Below are 15,622 nucleotides of genomic sequence, written 5' to 3'. Positions count from 1 at the left end.
GCAAATGTGCAAACAAAAAGCCGGCGAGAACGCCGGCTTTCGTGACCGTTTGAACAGGGCGCCTCAGGCGGCTGTGCGTGCGCTCGAAATGACGCCAACGAGATCGTTGACGATCTGCTCGACCTGGGCGCTATCATCGCCTTCCGCCATGACGCGGATCAGCGGTTCTGTACCAGATGGGCGAATGACCAGGCGGCCATTCTTCGCAAGAGCATTTTCCGCATCTGCGATTGCCTGCTGAACAACCGGATTTTCCAGTGGTTTGCCACCGGAGATACGGACGTTCTTCAACAATTGCGGTACGGGGTCAAACTTGCGGCAAACCTCGCTGACCGTACGGCCAGAACGCTTGACGCGCGCCAGCACCTGAAGTGCTGCGACAAGGCCGTCCCCCGTCGTACCGTAATCAGACAGTACGATATGGCCAGACTGCTCGCCGCCAACGTTGAAATCATGATTGCGCATGTGCTCAACGACATAGCGGTCGCCAACCTTCGTACGGGCGAGCGTCAGGCCCTTGTCGTCAAGGAAGCGCTCCAGTCCCAGGTTCGACATGACTGTCGCCACGATGCCACCGCCGCGCAACAGATTGTCGGCGGCCCAGCTATCGGCGATCGTTGCCATCAACTGATCCCCATCGACAATCTCGCCGCGCTCATCAACGATGATGACACGGTCCGCATCGCCATCGAGAGCGATGCCGATGTCTGCCCGAACTTCATGGACCTTCTTCTGAAGAGCTTCAGGATGGGTAGAGCCGCATTCCAGATTGATGTTGACGCCGTTCGGCTCATTGCCGATCGTCACGACTTCCGCACCAAGCTCCCACAGCGCCGCAGGAGCGACTTTGTAGGCAGCGCCATTGGCGCAATCGATAGCAATCCGCAAACCATTCAGCGTCACGTCGCGCGGCAAGGTGCGCTTCACAAACTCGATGTAGCGATAAATGTCGCCATCAACGCGCTTGGCGCGGCCGATCTCGCTCGGCTTGGCAAGCTGTGCGTAGATATCCTTGTCGAGCAGATCCTCGATCTCAAGCTCAAGTTCGTCAGACAGCTTGTAGCCATCCGGTCCGAAGAGCTTGATGCCGTTATCAGCGAACGGATTGTGGGATGCCGAGATCATCACACCGATATCGGCACGCAACGAGCGCGTCAGCATGGCAACCGCAGGCGTGGGGATCGGCCCGAGCAGGAAGACATCAAGCCCCGCCGCTGTGAAGCCTGCCACCAGTGCGTTTTCCAGCATATAACCGGAAAGACGGGTATCCTTGCCGATAACGACGCGATGACGGTGATGCCCACGACGAAAAATGGTGCCGACAGCAATACCAACCCGCATCGCCAGATCCGGCGTCATGGGAAAAACGTTCGATTGTCCGCGAATACCATCGGTTCCGAAATAACGGCGTGCCATTTGAACTCCAAATCCTTCATGCATTCCGGCGGCATGTAAAAAAGCCGGATGCGTTTTTCGGGTAGATGCCACAAACTACGGCAAACAGCACGTAAATTAGCACAAAAATGGCTTATATCTTGTTACCAACTGAAAAGGCCACCCGGTTTCGGGTGGCCTCGTTTTCAGAAAGACGTCTGATTTTAAGCCATTAGTGCGGCTGGGGTTCCAGACCACCTTCAGCCTCGCCATCGCCCTTGGCTTCGTTCGGGCCGTCCTTCTTGGCGCCAGCCTTAGGCACTGCGGATCCGCGGCTGCCGGGAGAATCATCACCGAGATCGCGGGCAGGCTTTTCACCCTTGATCAGCGCTTTGATTTCTTCCCCAGAGAGCGTTTCATACTCGAGCAAACCTTCAGCCAAAGTAACGAACTCATCATGTTTGTCCGTGAGGATACGCCGCGCTTCGGTGTATGCCTCATCAATCAAACGACGAACTTCGTTGTCGATCTTCTGAGCTGTCGCTTCAGAGACATTCTTGGACTGCGAAACGGAGTGGCCGAGGAAGACTTCCTGCTGGTTTTCACCATAAGCAACCTGTCCGAGCTCGTCGGAAAAGCCCCACTGCGTCACCATGGCACGAGCAAGCTTGGTAGCCTGTTCGATATCCGAGGATGCGCCGGAGGTGATATTTTCCTTGCCGAAGGTCAGTTCTTCCGCAACGCGACCACCCATCATGATCACGAGGCGAGAGACCATCCACTTGTAGCTCATGGAATAGCGATCGCCTTCCGGAAGCTGCATGACCATGCCGAGCGCACGGCCACGAGGAATGATCGTTGCCTTATGCAGGGGATCTGCCACAGGCACGTTGAGTGCGGTGATGGCGTGACCCGCTTCGTGGTAGGCGGTGAGCTTCTTTTCGGCTTCGGTCATGGCGGTCGTGCGGCGCTCCGCACCCATCATGATCTTATCCTTGGCGTCTTCAAATTCCTGCATGGTCACGACGCGTTTATTGCGACGAGCGGCCATGAGAGCAGCTTCGTTGACGAGGTTCATCAGGTCAGCACCCGAGAAACCAGGCGTACCGCGTGCCAGAACCTTGAGGTCGACATTCGGTGCGAGCGGCACGTTGCGGACATGCACCTTCAGAATACGCTCGCGCCCTACGATATCCGGGTTCGGAACGACAACCTGACGGTCGAAACGGCCTGGACGCAGGAGCGCCGGATCAAGAACGTCGGGGCGGTTGGTCGCAGCAATCAGGATGATACCCTCATTTGCTTCAAAGCCATCCATCTCGACGAGCAACTGGTTGAGCGTCTGCTCGCGCTCATCGTTGCCGCCGCCAAGACCGGCGCCACGGTGGCGACCTACGGCATCGATTTCGTCAATGAAGATGATGCAAGGTGCGTTCTTTTTGGCCTGCTCGAACATGTCACGAACGCGGCTCGCACCGACACCGACGAACATTTCAACGAAGTCGGAACCGGAAATGGTGAAGAACGGCACATTTGCCTCACCCGCAACCGAGCGTGCCAAAAGCGTTTTACCAGTTCCCGGGGGGCCAACCAAAAGCACACCGCGCGGGATCTTGCCACCGAGACGCTGGAATTTTTGCGGATCACGCAGAAATTCAACGATTTCTTCCAGATCCTGCTTGGCCTCATCGACACCGGCGACATCGTCAAACGTGATACGACCGTGCGCTTCTGTCAGAAGCTTGGCTTTGGATTTACCGAAGCCCATCGCACCGCGCGAACCACCCTGCATCTGCCGCATGAAGAACAGCCAGACTCCGAGGATGAGGAACATTGGCAGCAATGTGCCAAGGTAGCTCAAGAACCCGGAGGAACCGTCGCTTTCCGGCCGTGCGACGATGGTGACGTTCTTGCTCTGCAAGCGCTCCATCAAGGAATCGTCAATAACGGGGGAATAGGTTTGAAATGCCGTACCGTTTTCGGTGTAGGTTCCAAGAACCCGGTTGCCGGTCACAGTAACGTCGCGAACTCGCCCGGAATCCACATCGCGAAGAAACTGCGAGTACGGAATTTCACGCGAACCCGTTTGCGTTGGCGACGTCTGGAACATGCTGAACAATGCGATCAGCAACAGGGCAATAACTGCCCACAAGGCGAAATTTCTGAAATTTGGGTTCATCGAACTCCCCGAACTCACACGGACATGTCTGCTGTCCGCTCTTACGTGCCCCTAACATAAGGTCGACATTTGCCGTTGCCAAGGCGAAGGGCATTATCAGATGCGTTTTGGTGTAAAAAGTATTCCAATGCAATTCACGAAAAAGCGGCCTGAATTAAACCGGTGGCTGTGGATAGGCTGAACGACCGAGCAAAACAGCAATCGCATTTGCCAACTCAAGGTCGAACCGTGGCAGAAAAAGATCAAACGGCGCAACCCGCGGAACGAACTTGATGGCCCGGGCATCAAACGCTTCGTCACTCGATGCGGTGACAGCCGTCGGCATGCTCCATATCGCCTGTCCAACGACCCCGGGCGGGATATTGAGAGAAAATGGCGGCCTGGCAGCATTCGGAAAAGAAGACGTTATAAGAACCTCATTGGGCGATCGATTGTCGACAAAAAAGCGGTCGTCCCAGATCGCGCTTTTCCCGGCCTCCAAACAGATTTCCGGGAGATTGCGCCGTTCACGATAGAGATAGAGCCCATCCCGCGTCCTGTCGATAAGCACGCGACCGAGAGTCAGACGGCCAGGCCTGCCCTCAACGATAGGCTCGATCGCCCGATCCATGCCACTGGCAGCAGGAAAATAGGCACGCCCTCCCAAGGTCGCTATCAGCGCCGCTAACGCGTGCCGGAATTCCGGGCATTCCTCTGAACCCGTGGAGATATTTATCTTCGCAAGAACTGAATGAAAAACCTGAACGTTGGCACGCAGAAACCCCGCGGCAGCTAGAGAAAGCGCCGTTCTCGCCTCAGATCTTTTGTTATAATCCGCCAGAGATGTCGGTCCGAGCGATTGTCGCACGCGCACGCGCTCATATTTAACGCTCTCATTGCTTGGGTCATCCACCCAGTCTTTGCCTTGCGCGAGAATAAAGTTGCGAATGGACTGGCGCTCACAGGCCAGAAATGGCCGCAAGATCCACAGACGCCGATCAAAAAGGACTGCATCGGCCATACCGGCAAGACCGATATTGTCATGTCGATCACTGCGGGCCACACGCATGGCAATCGTTTCCCGCTGATCGCCCAGTGTATGTCCTGTGACGACTGCATCAGCACCGATACTATCGGCGACATCAGCAATCAGACGATAACGAGCAAGACGCGACGCTTCAGACAAACCAGTCGGAGGTTTAGGATCGTCCCAACGGCGGACAAAATGCGGAACACCAAGTTCAGCACAGAGAGCCGCGACTTTTTTCGCTTCGTCGGCAGATTCGGGCCGCAGCGCATGATCAATCGTTACCGCCGACAGACGTGTGCCGGGGTTTTGCTCACACGACAAAACCGCGTGCAAAGCAAGTAACAGGCCGGTGGAATCGCTGCCCCCGGAAATTGCAACGAGAATATGCGCGGGCTTGCGGAGGTTTTTGAGAAAAAACCTTGCCGCCTCAAGCGGGTCTACTGTGGTTTCGTCTGAAATGCGGGGCACAACCGGCATGGGCATACCGCTACTTCAACGGTAGAGAGAAATCAGCAGCTAAGACGCTTCTGTTCGCTTGCGACCTTGTTCAGCACGGTCTTGGATGCGCTCGGGTAACGCTTCGGCACTTCGCGCAGCGTCGCACAGGCAGTCTCGGTGTTATCCAGCGCGGCGAGCGACATGCCAAGCTTCATCAACATTTCCGGCGCCTTCGGCGATTTGCCGTAAGTTTGGTGGCCGTTCAGAAAAGTCTTGGCCGACTCGTTGAACTTGCCTTGAGAATATTGAGCCTCACCCAGCCAGAAGCTGGCATCGGCGGCCTTGGCACCCTTTGGGTAGCCTTTCAGATACTGCTCGAAACCCTGTTCCGCCAGCTTGTAATCACCACCAAGCACGTGGCTATACGCGGCCTGATAGATATCGTTCTCACTCGTCAGCGCCGCCGTATTCACAGGATCGGTCTTGCGCGAAGCACCGCCCGTCGTGACACCAGGCAAATTGCCGGAGGAATTGTTGGCGCCCTGATTGAGCGTTCCGCCAACAGGCATGCCGCCGGAATCGAGCTGAATAGAGCCAAGCGTGGTCTCACCTGGAGCATTGCTCGGCTGAGACGGTGAAACAGAAGCGCCACCCTCGGGTGGCGTTTCAATGATTGCTGCAACGTCATCGTTCGGAGGACTTGCAAGGTCCGCTTCCGCCTTTTTCTTCGGCGCAGCGGGAGCGGCACTCTTACCGCTTTCCAGTTCCTGGAAGCGGAATTCATTATCTTCCTGCGCCTTGCGGATGGTTTCCTGCATCTGCAGAAGCTGGAAGCTCATTTCCTCGATACGGCCGTTGAGCTGCCTGATCTGTTCTTCAAGCTGCTGAACCTTATAGGCCTCATTCGCTTGAACCCGGACGACCGGGGGCTGTTGAGAGTTGATCGTGCCGAAGCTACCCCCCGCACCGAACAGCGGACCCGAAACGGCAACGCCGCTCAAGCCGGTGCAGGCTGCAAGCCCCAGCATTCCCGCCACGACAAGTTTCTTCATCTCTTTCGTCCTGCCTTAACTGATTTGCACCGGAATGGCGCAAAGCCGGATTTTTTCCATATCACCCGAAAAAGCAACTTAACTTCGGCCAAACTATGAAAAAAACGAAAGGCGGCCCTAAGACCGCCTTCCATTCAAGATCACGAAAGCGTTAGGCAATTACATGCCCGCGCCACCGAGAACCGTCACAGCACGGCGGTTCTGCGACCAGCAAGAAATGTCGTCGCAGACGGCGACCGGACGTTCCTTACCGTAGGAGATGGTCTTCATGCGGTTTGCCGGAACACCCTGCGATGCAAGGAATTCCTTGGTGGAAGCCGCACGGCGCGCACCGAGTGCAAGGTTGTATTCACGCGTACCGCGCTCGTCGGCATGACCTTCGATGGTGATCGAGTAGTTCGGATAACGAGCAAGCCACTGAGCCTGACGCTGCAGCGTCTGCTGCGCATCGGCGCGGATCGAGGTCGAGTCGGTGTCGAAGAAGATTCGGTCGCCGACATTGACGGTGAAGTCCTGCTGGGAGCCAGGCGTTGCGGAGCCCGCGCCACCGAGGCCGAGTTCACCGGCGCTGTTCGGCATGTTCTTCTTGTTTGCGCAGCCCGCAAGAGCAAGCGCAAGCGTCATGGCGATGACAGCCGGGTTACGGGCCAGTTTCTGCATGGGGCTGAGTGCCGAAGTGTGTGTACGGCTCATCGCCGGTCTCTCCTTAGAATTTCAGTAACGTTGCCAGAGGCTAACCGATTGAGGTTAATCGCCGGCAAACACTTATGGTTAACAGAAAGGAAATGTCCCACTTTCTTGCTCCCTCACAACACTTTGCGGCAAGAAAGAGGCATCCCCCTGAAGGGCATGCGTAAAAATATGGCGGCGATGGATCATCCAGCGCCGCCATGGCAATCAAATCAGTCCAGAAGCGGCGACCATGCCGGGTCTGAAGCGAAGGTCGGGGTCTTGATAAGCTGCTCGTTGTAACCGGTCAGATCGATAGAATAGAGCTGCGGTCCACCTGCGCCGGCGTTCTGACGGAAGAACATCAAAACGCGGCCATTGGGTGCCCATGTCGGGCCCTCATTGTGGAAACCGCTGGTCAGGATACGCTCGCCGGAACCGTCGGTCTTCATCACGCCGATCGAGAACTTGCCACCCGACTGCTTGGTGAAGGCGATCAGATCGCCACGAGGAGACCAGACCGGTGTCGAATAAGAGCCATCACCAAAGGAGATGCGCTGCTGACCGGAGCCGTCCGCATTCATGACGTAAATCTGTTGGCGGCCCCCGCGATCGCTTTCAAAGGCGACACGTTGTCCGTCCGGCGAATAGGACGGTGCGGTATCGATCGCAGACGTGTTCGTCAGACGCGTGGTTGTCCGCGAACGCAGATCCATCGTGTAAATGTTGGCGTTGCCGTCCTGCTGAAGGCTCATGATGACCTTCTGCCCATCCGGAGAGAAGCGCGGCGAGAACGTCATGCCGGGGAAGTTACCGACAACTTCGCGCTGCCCGGTCTCGAGCTGCAGGAGATAAACACGGGGCTGCTGGCCTTCGAAAGACATGTAGGTGACTTCCTGACGGTTCGGCGAAAAGCGCGGCGTCAGAACGATGTCATTCGAGTTGGTCAGGTTACGGATGTTGAAACCGTCCTGGTCCATGATGGAAAGCTGACGCTTACGGGCTGTCTTCGGGCCGCTTTCGGAAACGAAAACAACGCGGGTATCGAAGTAGCCTTTTTCACCGGTGATACGCTCGTAGATCGCGTCCGCGATGATATGAGCCACACGGCGCCAGTTTTCCGGCTGGGTGAAGAACTGCTGGCCTGTCATCTGTTGACCGGCAAACGTGTCCCACAAACGGAACTCGGCGCGCAGGCGGCCATCGCTTTCACGGGTCACGCGACCAGTGACCAGAGCCTGCGCGTTGATGACCTTCCAATCCTCGAAACGCGGCTGCTGATCCGGATTGCTGATCTTTTCGATGAACGCGCTTTTATTGACCGGTGCGAAAAGACCGGAGCGCTGCAAGTCAGCCGCGATGACAGCAGAAACCTGCGCACCGATGCCGTCACCCGACATGAAGTCGGTAATGGCAATTGGCAACGGCTGAACATTGCCCTTGTTGATGTTGATTTGAACCTCGGCATTCGCCGGAGCGACAGCAACCAGCGAGAACAACATGCCCGTGGCAACCATGAGGGCGCGGAGGACAGAACACTTGGTCATTTAGACAAGCCTTTCAGCTTCTTACGAAAATTGGACAGGAGTTTTGGGATTTCTGTCGTCATCAGTTCCAAAACCTGTCGGCTCACAATGCAAATTCGGACGGATCGAAGTTCAGAACCATCGTGTTCCAGCCCCTTTCGCCCTCATATTTCTCGATCGGCATGTTCTTGAGAGGCGCGGAGCGAAGGATCGCGCGGCGCGCACTGCTTTCAACCGCCCGGCGCGTACCTTCCGGACCACCGGAAGCACTGACCTCGGGTTGACCAACAATATTGCCGGATTGGTCAAGCTCGATCCTGATCACCACACGCACCTCGGCAACGCCGGTGAGACCGGAGACCATAGACCAATTGTTCTGGATCTGGCCCTTGACGTTATCGATTTCGCTGGCACTCAGACCCGTTCCAAGCGTCTTCTTGCCACCAAGGGAGGCTGTTTCGGTCGAGCGTTTCGCACCGCCGCCGGACGGCGCCTGTTTGTTCAGGAGCGCTGAAATCTCGTCGGCATTGAACTCGCTTGCCTGAGACGCGGCAGACTTGGCTGTCTCCTGCTTTTTATCGGCGGGCTTCTTGTCAGACGGCTTCTCCGTCGACTTGGCCTGATCCGGCTTTTTCTCGGCAGGCTTTTCGGCCGGTTTCTGTTCTGCAGGCTTCGTCTCGGCCTGTTTCGGCTCTTCCGGCTTCGGCGGCTCGGGACGAGAATTCGGACGCGGCACGTTCTGCGGCACGGGTATTTCGGCCGGCTCCTGGTTTTGCGGCGGCGGTTCTTCCGCCTTGGTTTCCTGCGGCGGTGTCGGCGTGGGTTTTGGCTGCGGCGCAACTTCCGGCTTGGTCTGCGGCAAAGCAGCCATTTCCTGCGGTTTCGGCGCGGAGGTCTCCTCCTTGACGATATCCTTCACCTCGTTCGGCTTGGTATCGACAACAGGCAGAGGATTCTCGGACTTTGGTGGCGCGGCAGCGCTTTCATTGTTGTTCGGCTTTTCCGTCGGGGTCGGCGGCGCCTGAATATCTGTGGTGTTGTTGCCTGCGTTCTGAGCGTTCTCGACGATATCCGGGCGGGTTGTCGGAACAGGCGCGGATTTTTCCGCCTTGGGTGCGTTCTTGTCACCCTGCTGAATCTGGCTCAATTCCTCGACGGGGACCAGTTCCACTGGCAGGGCCTCGGCCTGCGACACGTCAAGAGGCTCCGGCGAGCCCAAGGATACAAGGGCGAAAGCCAGAAGCGACGCATGCACAATCGCGGATGTGGTGATGCTGCCCTTCATCGCTCTTACGTCAATTATCCTGTTTCTGCTGGGTCACGAGGCCGATATTCTTGAAGCCTGCGGCCTGAATACGAGCCATTACGTCCGCGACCATGCCGTAAGCGGCAACGGAATCGGCGCGAACGAAGATGCGTTCGTTATAACCTGTCGTCGCAATGGCCTGCAGCTTGGCAGCCACTTCTTCAGCCTGGATTTCAGTTTCCTGAAGATGGATCTGGCCGTTGGCGTTGACGGAAATCGTGATCGGCTGTGTGTCCGAATTCAGCGCATTCGCAGAGGTCTGCGGCAGATCGATCGGAACGCCCACCGTCATCATCGGTGCAGCCACCATGAAGATGATAAGCAGCACCAGCATGACGTCGACCAGCGGCGTCACGTTGATTTCGCTTATCGCTCCGCCTCTGCGACGGCCGCCGCGTCCACGGCGTCCACCGGAACCGCCGCCGTTGCCACCTGCTGACATACCCATAACGTTTACTCCATTTTGCCTTGCGGCAAATTAATGCGCGGTTCGCTTACTGCGCAGCCTGGCGCGTCTGAAGCTTTTCATCGATCTGGCGAGACAGGATCGCAGAGAATTCGTCGGCGAAACCTTCCATGCGTGCGGAAAGCTTGTGCGCATCGGCGGTGAACTTGTTGTAGGCGATAACCGCGGGAATAGCGGCAACCAGGCCGATAGCCGTTGCCAGAAGTGCTTCAGCAATACCAGGCGCCACAACGGCGAGGTTGGTGGACTTCGAACCGGCGATAGCCTGGAACGAGGTCATGATACCAACGACCGTACCGAAAAGGCCGATGAACGGACCGGCTGAACCGATCGTTGCCAAAGAACCAAGACGGGCTTCGTATTGCTCGCCTTCACGAGCCATGGTCACATCCATTGCCCGGTCGATACGCATCTGCAAACCGATCGGAGAACGTGCGCCGCGCTCGAAGGACTTTTTCCATTCCCGCATGGCCGACACAAAAATCGCAGCCAAGCCGCCATTCTGCCGCTCTGCCAGCGTACGGTAGAGTTCTTCAAGCGACTGACCAGACCAGAAGACCTGTTCGAACTGATCGAACTGGCGCCGTGCCTTGTTGAAGCTCACATACTTGTCGATGACGATCGCCCACGTCCAGACCGAGGCGGCCAGAAGTCCGATCATGACGAGCTTTACGATAAAGCCCGCCTGCATAAACAGAGCCCAGAGACTTACGTCGTGCGTCGCCGCTGCCAAACCTGCCTGTTCCATAAATATCCAATCCCCGAATCCAAACGCCCGGCACGGGACCGGGCGATTCAAACGCGCATCGGCGCTCGAAGTTATGCGGTCAACGCCGCCCAACCCTTTAGCCATGCCCCGGTACTTGCCAATATGCCTTCCTTGCCAATAAATTTGGTGAAAGGAAGGCGTGCACCGCACAAATACCAGATGCTAAAGTAAGACACCATTATGGTTAAGGGAGTGTTACTATACGGACACCATTGCGGGATTTACTGCGACGGCGCCTGTCTTACTTGAGGAATTTTTCCGCAACCGTTTCCGGAAGACGTCTTGGCCTGCCATTCGCATTGATGACTGCGATGATGACCTTGGCGCTGACAAGCAACGTCTCACCACGACGAATTTCCTGATTGAGCACCATTTTTGCGCCACCTGCCTTCTCGGTGACAGTGGTGATCGTCAACACATCGTCCATACGTGCCGGGCTCTTGAAGTCGATTTCCATACGATGAACGACAAAAACAAGGCCTTCTTCATCCGCTGTCAGCAGCGCGCTTTGCTCACATCCGAGACACCGCAGATAGTCGGTACGGCCACGCTCCAAAAAATGCAGATAGCGGGCGTGGTAGACGAGACCGGAAAAATCCGTGTCCTCGTAATAAACGCGCTGCATCAGTCGATGGCCGTGCTCGATAAGTTCGCCCGAAAGCGGGACGGTAAAGGTCATGGGGTCTCCTTGGGACTTCCTGTCGCGCCAGAACTTCCTTCACGAACGATCAGGTGCTCGCTCCGGCTAGGCAAGGCTTCAATACGCTGCGCGACGAACGCAGGCTTGAGATCGTTTTTCGTGAGCGCGGACGAATTGGCTGGCAACCAACGGAATTCGATCTCGATGCCATCCATCACACGATGGATGATATCGCTTTCGTGGAAAGGCATAGGCTCCGGCAGGGAAACCAGATAGTAGAACGCCAACTCGTGCGCAGCGTATTCTTCGTAAGAGAAAAAATTCTCGGCGGACCACAGCAGTCGTTCGACGCAGCAATCCCGGCCCAGCTCCTCGTGGATTTCCCGAACGATGGTTTCCTCGGAGCTTTCACCGATCTCCGCACGCCCGCCCGGCAAAGCCCAGTAGACGTCGCCGACAGCACGCTGAACGAGGATATGCCCGTCATGGAAGATCAGCGCCGCCACACGCATGCTGAAAAGCTGCGGCTTGCGGTCCAGCCGGATCATGTGGCGTTCGGCAGAAGTCATTTATCGTCCAGATCGCCGTCGTACCAGACGAGGTGTCTTGTTGTCTGCGGCAGATGCTCTATTTCGTCGGCGATGAAATAGGGCGGAATATCGAGCTCCGTCAATGCCTGGCGCGTCGCCTTGACCCAACGAAACTCCAGTTCGTTATCACCATCCTGAACGCGGTGGATGATGGCCGAGGGATGGAACGCAAAGCTCTTCGGCAGATCCATGAGGTAGTAAAACCCAAGCTCGTGCCAGTCCTTGTCTTCGTAATGGAAGAAGTTTTCCACCACCCAGAGAAGCCGCCCGACTTTCGCTTCGGTACCGAGTTCCTCCATCATCTCTCGTTCGAGCGTTTCCTCCGAGCGTTCTCCCATTTCCGCGCGCCCACCGGGAAAAGTCCAGAATTTCTCGTGCGTCGCCCGGTGAACAAGCACATGTCCATCACGAAAGGCGAGGCCCGCGATACGCATCTGGAAAATACGCTTCGGTTTGAATTTTATGCGGATGCGGGTGTCATACGTCATTGAGCGGCCTGTGGACTGGAGACATCAAATCATCTTCGCGCCATTCTAACGCATCCATCTCGGTTTCTCTTGCCACTGCGTCATCGCCAACAATGAATTCATCGAGTTGCGGTGGTTTCACACTCGTGCCTGATAACATCGCGTGCACCTGTCCGCGGTGGTGCGTCTGGTGCTGGAAGAGATGACTGAGAATGTCGTCGCAGCGATCCTGCTGAATGCGCTTGCCGCGGTGAATGTTGACCGTTGCGGCAAGACTGCCTTCATCAAGCTCTTCGACAAAAACAATCAGGTCGTCATCGAGTTTCGCCTGGGCCTGTCGCAACGCTTCCATCGTCAGGTAGGGCTCCTCATTTGCCCATGCTGCAGGACCGAGGGTGCCGCCTTTCAGTGCATCGATATAAAAGACATCAATGATGTGGATATGGTTCAATGTCGCGCGAATGGTTGGAAAGAAGCTCGTTCGGGGCGCGACGAATTCGTCCTGCGGCAACAATAAACAGGCGTTATGCAGCCGAAAATTGGCAAGGCGATTGTTCCGCGCCAGCTTGCGAAAAACACGCGCCGCATCATAGTCCGGCATCTTCCCCTCCCTTCGTTTTGAGACCAGCCAATCGTCAAATCGCGGCATGAAACCAGGAGGTCGAAGGTTTAATCCTCGTCCAGCGTCAGCCTGAATTGCGCTGCCTCAAGGTCCTTTGGCGGTTGCATGCCCAGATGCTTCCATGCGGTTCCCGTTAATATGCGGCCGCGCGGCGTCCTCTGGATAAACCCCTGCTGGATCATGTAGGGCTCGATAATGTCCTCGATTGCATCGCGCGGTTCGGAAAGACCCGCAGCGATGGTCTCGATACCCACCGGCCCGCCGCCGAAATTGACGGCGATCATCGTCAGGTAGCGCATGTCGAGCTGGTCTAGACCCATATTGTCGACGAGAAGGCGCGTCAGAGCCTCGTCTGCAATTTCCTTCGTAACTGCTTCCGCCCGCGCCACTTCAGCGAAGTCGCGCACGCGGCGCAACAGCCGCCCTGCAATTCGCGGCGTGCCGCGTGCACGTCTGGCCACTTCGCGCGCACCCTCGTCCGTCATGTTGAGGCCCATCATGCGCGCACCACGACGAACGATCGATTCCAGTTCATCGACGGTGTAAAATGAAAGGCGGACCGGAATACCGAAACGGTCGCGCAACGGCGTTGTCAGCAGTCCGAGACGCGTCGTTGCCGCAACAAGCGTGAACTTCGACAGATCGATTTTGACCGAGCGTGCGGCCGGGCCCTCACCGATGATGAGATCGAGTTGGAAATCCTCCATTGCCGGATAGAGAATTTCCTCAACGGCGGGGTTGAGGCGGTGGATTTCGTCGATGAACAGCACATCGCGTTCTTCGAGATTGGTCAGAAGTGCTGCAAGGTCACCCGCCTTGGCAATGACTGGCCCGGACGTAGACTTGAAATTAACGCCGAGTTCTTTGGCCATGATCTGCGCAAGGGTCGTTTTGCCCAGGCCTGGAGGGCCGACGAAAAGGACATGGTCTAGCGCTTCGCCGCGGTTCTTGGCGGCTTCGATAAAGATTTTGAGATTGGCGCGCGCTTCCGCCTGGCCGGTAAAGTCGTCCAGCGACTGCGGACGCATGGTTGTGTCGATGTCCTCGCCACGTTTGTCCGCCGAGATCAATCTTGCCGCATCGCTCATCAAGGGTATTCCGTCTAAATCGCACATTCATGGAGTGGCATGTTCCACTCCCTATAACACGGGCATCGCGTTATCGCGAAAGCTCCTTCAACCCGAGACGGATAAGCTTGGCGCTATCGCCGCCCTCACCTCCGTTCTTGAGCGCGGCAGCAACCGCATTTGCTGCCTGATCTCGGGAATAGCCTAGATTAGTAAGAGCGGAAACAGCATCTGCCACTGGAGCGGGGGCGGCCCCTTCTCCAAGTTCCTGCTTCAGACCGATCGACGCCGACGCCTCTCCGGCAAAGGCAGGTGCCTTGTTGCGAAGCTCCGTCACAATGCGAACGGCGACCTTTGGACCAACGCCCGGCGCACGCGAAACAACGACCTTGTCCTGAAGCGCAATGGCATTTGCCAGTTCAGAAGGAGACAGGGTGGACAGGACAGCAAGCGCCACTTTCGAACCCACGCCCTGAACACTCTGCAAAAGATTGAACCACTCGCGCTCCAGAGCAGAAAGAAAGCCGAAAAGCTTCAATTGATCTTCACGTACATAGGTCTCGATGAAGAGTACAACGGCCTCACCCGCCGATCCGATTTTCGACAGCGTTCTCGCCGAACAATGCGCCACGTAACAGACGCCATGCACATCCACGAGGACGTAATCCGCGCCGATTTCATCGATAGTACCTTTGAGTTTTCCAATCATGACGCCGCCCGCCGAAATAAAACCACTAAAATTTAGCCCGCCGCCAGAAGGCGGCGCATTCTATCACCACCACGATTGTGTGCGTGGCAAATAGCAATCGCCAACGCATCCGCGGCATCGTTTCCCTTGAACTCGGCTTTCGGCATCAGGATTTTCAGCATCATGTGAATCTGCTGCTTTTCACCGTGACCAACCCCGATCACTGCTTTCTTGACCGCATTCGGCGCATATTCGGAAACCTGCAATCCAGCCCGCGCCGGAACCAGCATGGCAATACCGCGCGCCTGGCCCAGCTTCAACGTGGCGACAGCGTCCTTGTTCACGAAGGTCTGCTCCACCGCCGCCTCATCAGGCTGATAGCTGTGCACGATCTCGGCCAGTCCGTCATGCAACTGGCAAAGGCGCGATGCTAGGTCCATGTCGCCATCGGATGTAACCGTACCGGAGGCAACAAAGCGCAGGCTATTGCCGAGGCTTTCAATGATGCCCCAGCCGGTACGCCGTAAACCGGGATCGATCCCGATGATTCGAATCGTGTTCTGCATAAGCCACCCTATCTTTCCGGCAGCAAACCTGCCAGCGATAAGTGAACAAAACGACAACATCCGTTAAATTTGCAGTGCAGCATTTACCTCTGTTTAAATCCCGTACCGCATTGTTTCCGGCAATAATGACAAAAGGGGAGCTGCGGACATGATGCGCCGTAGCAAAACAATTCGTCAATCGATCAGCCGGTGCC

The 15,622-nt window shown here is 56.6% G+C and carries 16 protein-coding genes; all 16 read right to left on the bottom strand.

Annotated features, from left to right (window positions below; translation table 11 throughout):
• Positions 1-63: 63 nt before the first annotated feature.
• The 16 genes from FY156_23430 to ruvC all read right to left on the bottom strand — a co-directional run bounded on the left by FY156_23430 (position 64) and on the right by ruvC (position 15,428).
• On the bottom strand, positions 64-1,416 hold the full coding sequence (locus FY156_23430; GenBank protein UXS04425.1) for a phosphoglucosamine mutase: 1,353 nt from the start codon (positions 1,414-1,416) through the stop codon (positions 64-66).
• 190 nt (positions 1,417-1,606) lie between these two features.
• Positions 1,607-3,553, bottom strand: coding sequence for an ATP-dependent metallopeptidase FtsH/Yme1/Tma family protein (locus FY156_23425; protein ID UXS04424.1), 1,947 nt, complete (start codon positions 3,551-3,553; stop codon positions 1,607-1,609).
• A gap of 154 nt (positions 3,554-3,707) precedes the next feature.
• Entirely contained in the window at positions 3,708-5,039 is a 1,332-nt protein-coding gene (gene tilS, locus FY156_23420) for a tRNA lysidine(34) synthetase TilS (protein ID UXS04423.1), read from the bottom strand.
• Between the two features lie 32 nt (positions 5,040-5,071).
• Complete coding sequence (gene ybgF / locus FY156_23415) at positions 5,072-6,052, bottom strand: tol-pal system protein YbgF (GenBank protein UXS04422.1); 981 nt, start codon at positions 6,050-6,052, stop codon at positions 5,072-5,074.
• A 159-nt stretch (positions 6,053-6,211) separates the two neighbouring features.
• Positions 6,212-6,745, bottom strand: coding sequence for a peptidoglycan-associated lipoprotein Pal (gene pal, locus FY156_23410; GenBank protein UXS04421.1), 534 nt, complete (start codon positions 6,743-6,745; stop codon positions 6,212-6,214).
• A gap of 209 nt (positions 6,746-6,954) precedes the next feature.
• Entirely contained in the window at positions 6,955-8,268 is a 1,314-nt protein-coding gene (gene tolB, locus FY156_23405) for a Tol-Pal system protein TolB (protein UXS04420.1), read from the bottom strand.
• Between the two features lie 82 nt (positions 8,269-8,350).
• The gene (locus FY156_23400; GenBank protein ID UXS04419.1) at positions 8,351-9,532 is read right to left on the bottom strand and encodes a hypothetical protein; all 1,182 of its coding nucleotides are present in this window, start codon (positions 9,530-9,532) and stop codon (positions 8,351-8,353) included.
• A 10-nt stretch (positions 9,533-9,542) separates the two neighbouring features.
• Positions 9,543-10,001, bottom strand: coding sequence for a protein TolR (gene tolR, locus FY156_23395; protein ID UXS04418.1), 459 nt, complete (start codon positions 9,999-10,001; stop codon positions 9,543-9,545).
• 46 nt (positions 10,002-10,047) lie between these two features.
• Positions 10,048-10,767 (bottom strand): protein TolQ, encoded by a 720-nt coding sequence (tolQ, locus tag FY156_23390; GenBank protein ID UXS04417.1) that lies wholly within the window; start codon positions 10,765-10,767, stop codon positions 10,048-10,050.
• A gap of 262 nt (positions 10,768-11,029) precedes the next feature.
• Entirely contained in the window at positions 11,030-11,467 is a 438-nt protein-coding gene (gene ybgC / locus FY156_23385) for a tol-pal system-associated acyl-CoA thioesterase (GenBank protein ID UXS04416.1), read from the bottom strand.
• Positions 11,464-11,997, bottom strand: a complete 534-nt coding sequence (locus FY156_23380) for an NUDIX hydrolase (protein UXS04415.1) — start codon at positions 11,995-11,997, stop codon at positions 11,464-11,466. The genes ybgC and FY156_23380 overlap by 4 nt, the downstream gene beginning before the upstream one ends.
• Positions 11,994-12,506 carry an NUDIX hydrolase gene (locus tag FY156_23375; protein ID UXS04414.1) on the bottom strand — a complete coding sequence of 171 codons (513 nt, stop codon included), beginning with the start codon at positions 12,504-12,506 and terminating at the stop codon, positions 11,994-11,996. Before FY156_23375 ends, FY156_23380 begins: the two co-directional genes overlap by 4 nt.
• The gene (locus FY156_23370) at positions 12,496-13,086 is read right to left on the bottom strand and encodes a damage-inducible protein DinB (GenBank protein ID UXS04413.1); all 591 of its coding nucleotides are present in this window, start codon (positions 13,084-13,086) and stop codon (positions 12,496-12,498) included. Before FY156_23370 ends, FY156_23375 begins: the two co-directional genes overlap by 11 nt.
• 68 nt (positions 13,087-13,154) lie before the next feature.
• Entirely contained in the window at positions 13,155-14,195 is a 1,041-nt protein-coding gene (ruvB, locus tag FY156_23365) for a Holliday junction branch migration DNA helicase RuvB (GenBank protein UXS04412.1), read from the bottom strand.
• Between the two features lie 70 nt (positions 14,196-14,265).
• Positions 14,266-14,883, bottom strand: coding sequence for a Holliday junction branch migration protein RuvA (gene ruvA, locus FY156_23360; protein ID UXS04411.1), 618 nt, complete (start codon positions 14,881-14,883; stop codon positions 14,266-14,268).
• A gap of 32 nt (positions 14,884-14,915) precedes the next feature.
• On the bottom strand, positions 14,916-15,428 hold the full coding sequence (gene ruvC / locus FY156_23355) for a crossover junction endodeoxyribonuclease RuvC (protein UXS04410.1): 513 nt from the start codon (positions 15,426-15,428) through the stop codon (positions 14,916-14,918).
• Positions 15,429-15,622: the final 194 nt, after the last annotated feature.

The sequence above is a fragment of the Agrobacterium tumefaciens genome (assembly GCA_025559845.1).
In the GTDB taxonomy this organism is placed as follows: domain Bacteria; phylum Pseudomonadota; class Alphaproteobacteria; order Rhizobiales; family Rhizobiaceae; genus Agrobacterium.
This window is presented reverse-complemented; position numbering and strand designations above follow the sequence as displayed.

Coding starts and splice junctions, on each gene's coding strand:
- FY156_23430 (UXS04425.1), bottom strand. CDS start 1,416: ATGGCACGCCGTTATTTCGGAACCGATGGTATTCGCGGACAATCGAAC.
- FY156_23425 (UXS04424.1), bottom strand. CDS start 3,553: ATGAACCCAAATTTCAGAAATTTCGCCTTGTGGGCAGTTATTGCCCTG.
- tilS (UXS04423.1), bottom strand. CDS start 5,039: ATGCCGGTTGTGCCCCGCATTTCAGACGAAACCACAGTAGACCCGCTT.
- ybgF (UXS04422.1), bottom strand. CDS start 6,052: ATGAAGAAACTTGTCGTGGCGGGAATGCTGGGGCTTGCAGCCTGCACC.
- pal (UXS04421.1), bottom strand. CDS start 6,745: ATGAGCCGTACACACACTTCGGCACTCAGCCCCATGCAGAAACTGGCC.
- tolB (UXS04420.1), bottom strand. CDS start 8,268: ATGACCAAGTGTTCTGTCCTCCGCGCCCTCATGGTTGCCACGGGCATG.
- FY156_23400 (UXS04419.1), bottom strand. CDS start 9,532: ATGAAGGGCAGCATCACCACATCCGCGATTGTGCATGCGTCGCTTCTG.
- tolR (UXS04418.1), bottom strand. CDS start 10,001: ATGGGTATGTCAGCAGGTGGCAACGGCGGCGGTTCCGGTGGACGCCGT.
- tolQ (UXS04417.1), bottom strand. CDS start 10,767: ATGGAACAGGCAGGTTTGGCAGCGGCGACGCACGACGTAAGTCTCTGG.
- ybgC (UXS04416.1), bottom strand. CDS start 11,467: ATGACCTTTACCGTCCCGCTTTCGGGCGAACTTATCGAGCACGGCCAT.
- FY156_23380 (UXS04415.1), bottom strand. CDS start 11,997: ATGACTTCTGCCGAACGCCACATGATCCGGCTGGACCGCAAGCCGCAG.
- FY156_23375 (UXS04414.1), bottom strand. CDS start 12,506: ATGACGTATGACACCCGCATCCGCATAAAATTCAAACCGAAGCGTATT.
- FY156_23370 (UXS04413.1), bottom strand. CDS start 13,086: ATGCCGGACTATGATGCGGCGCGTGTTTTTCGCAAGCTGGCGCGGAAC.
- ruvB (UXS04412.1), bottom strand. CDS start 14,195: ATGAGCGATGCGGCAAGATTGATCTCGGCGGACAAACGTGGCGAGGAC.
- ruvA (UXS04411.1), bottom strand. CDS start 14,883: ATGATTGGAAAACTCAAAGGTACTATCGATGAAATCGGCGCGGATTAC.
- ruvC (UXS04410.1), bottom strand. CDS start 15,428: ATGCAGAACACGATTCGAATCATCGGGATCGATCCCGGTTTACGGCGT.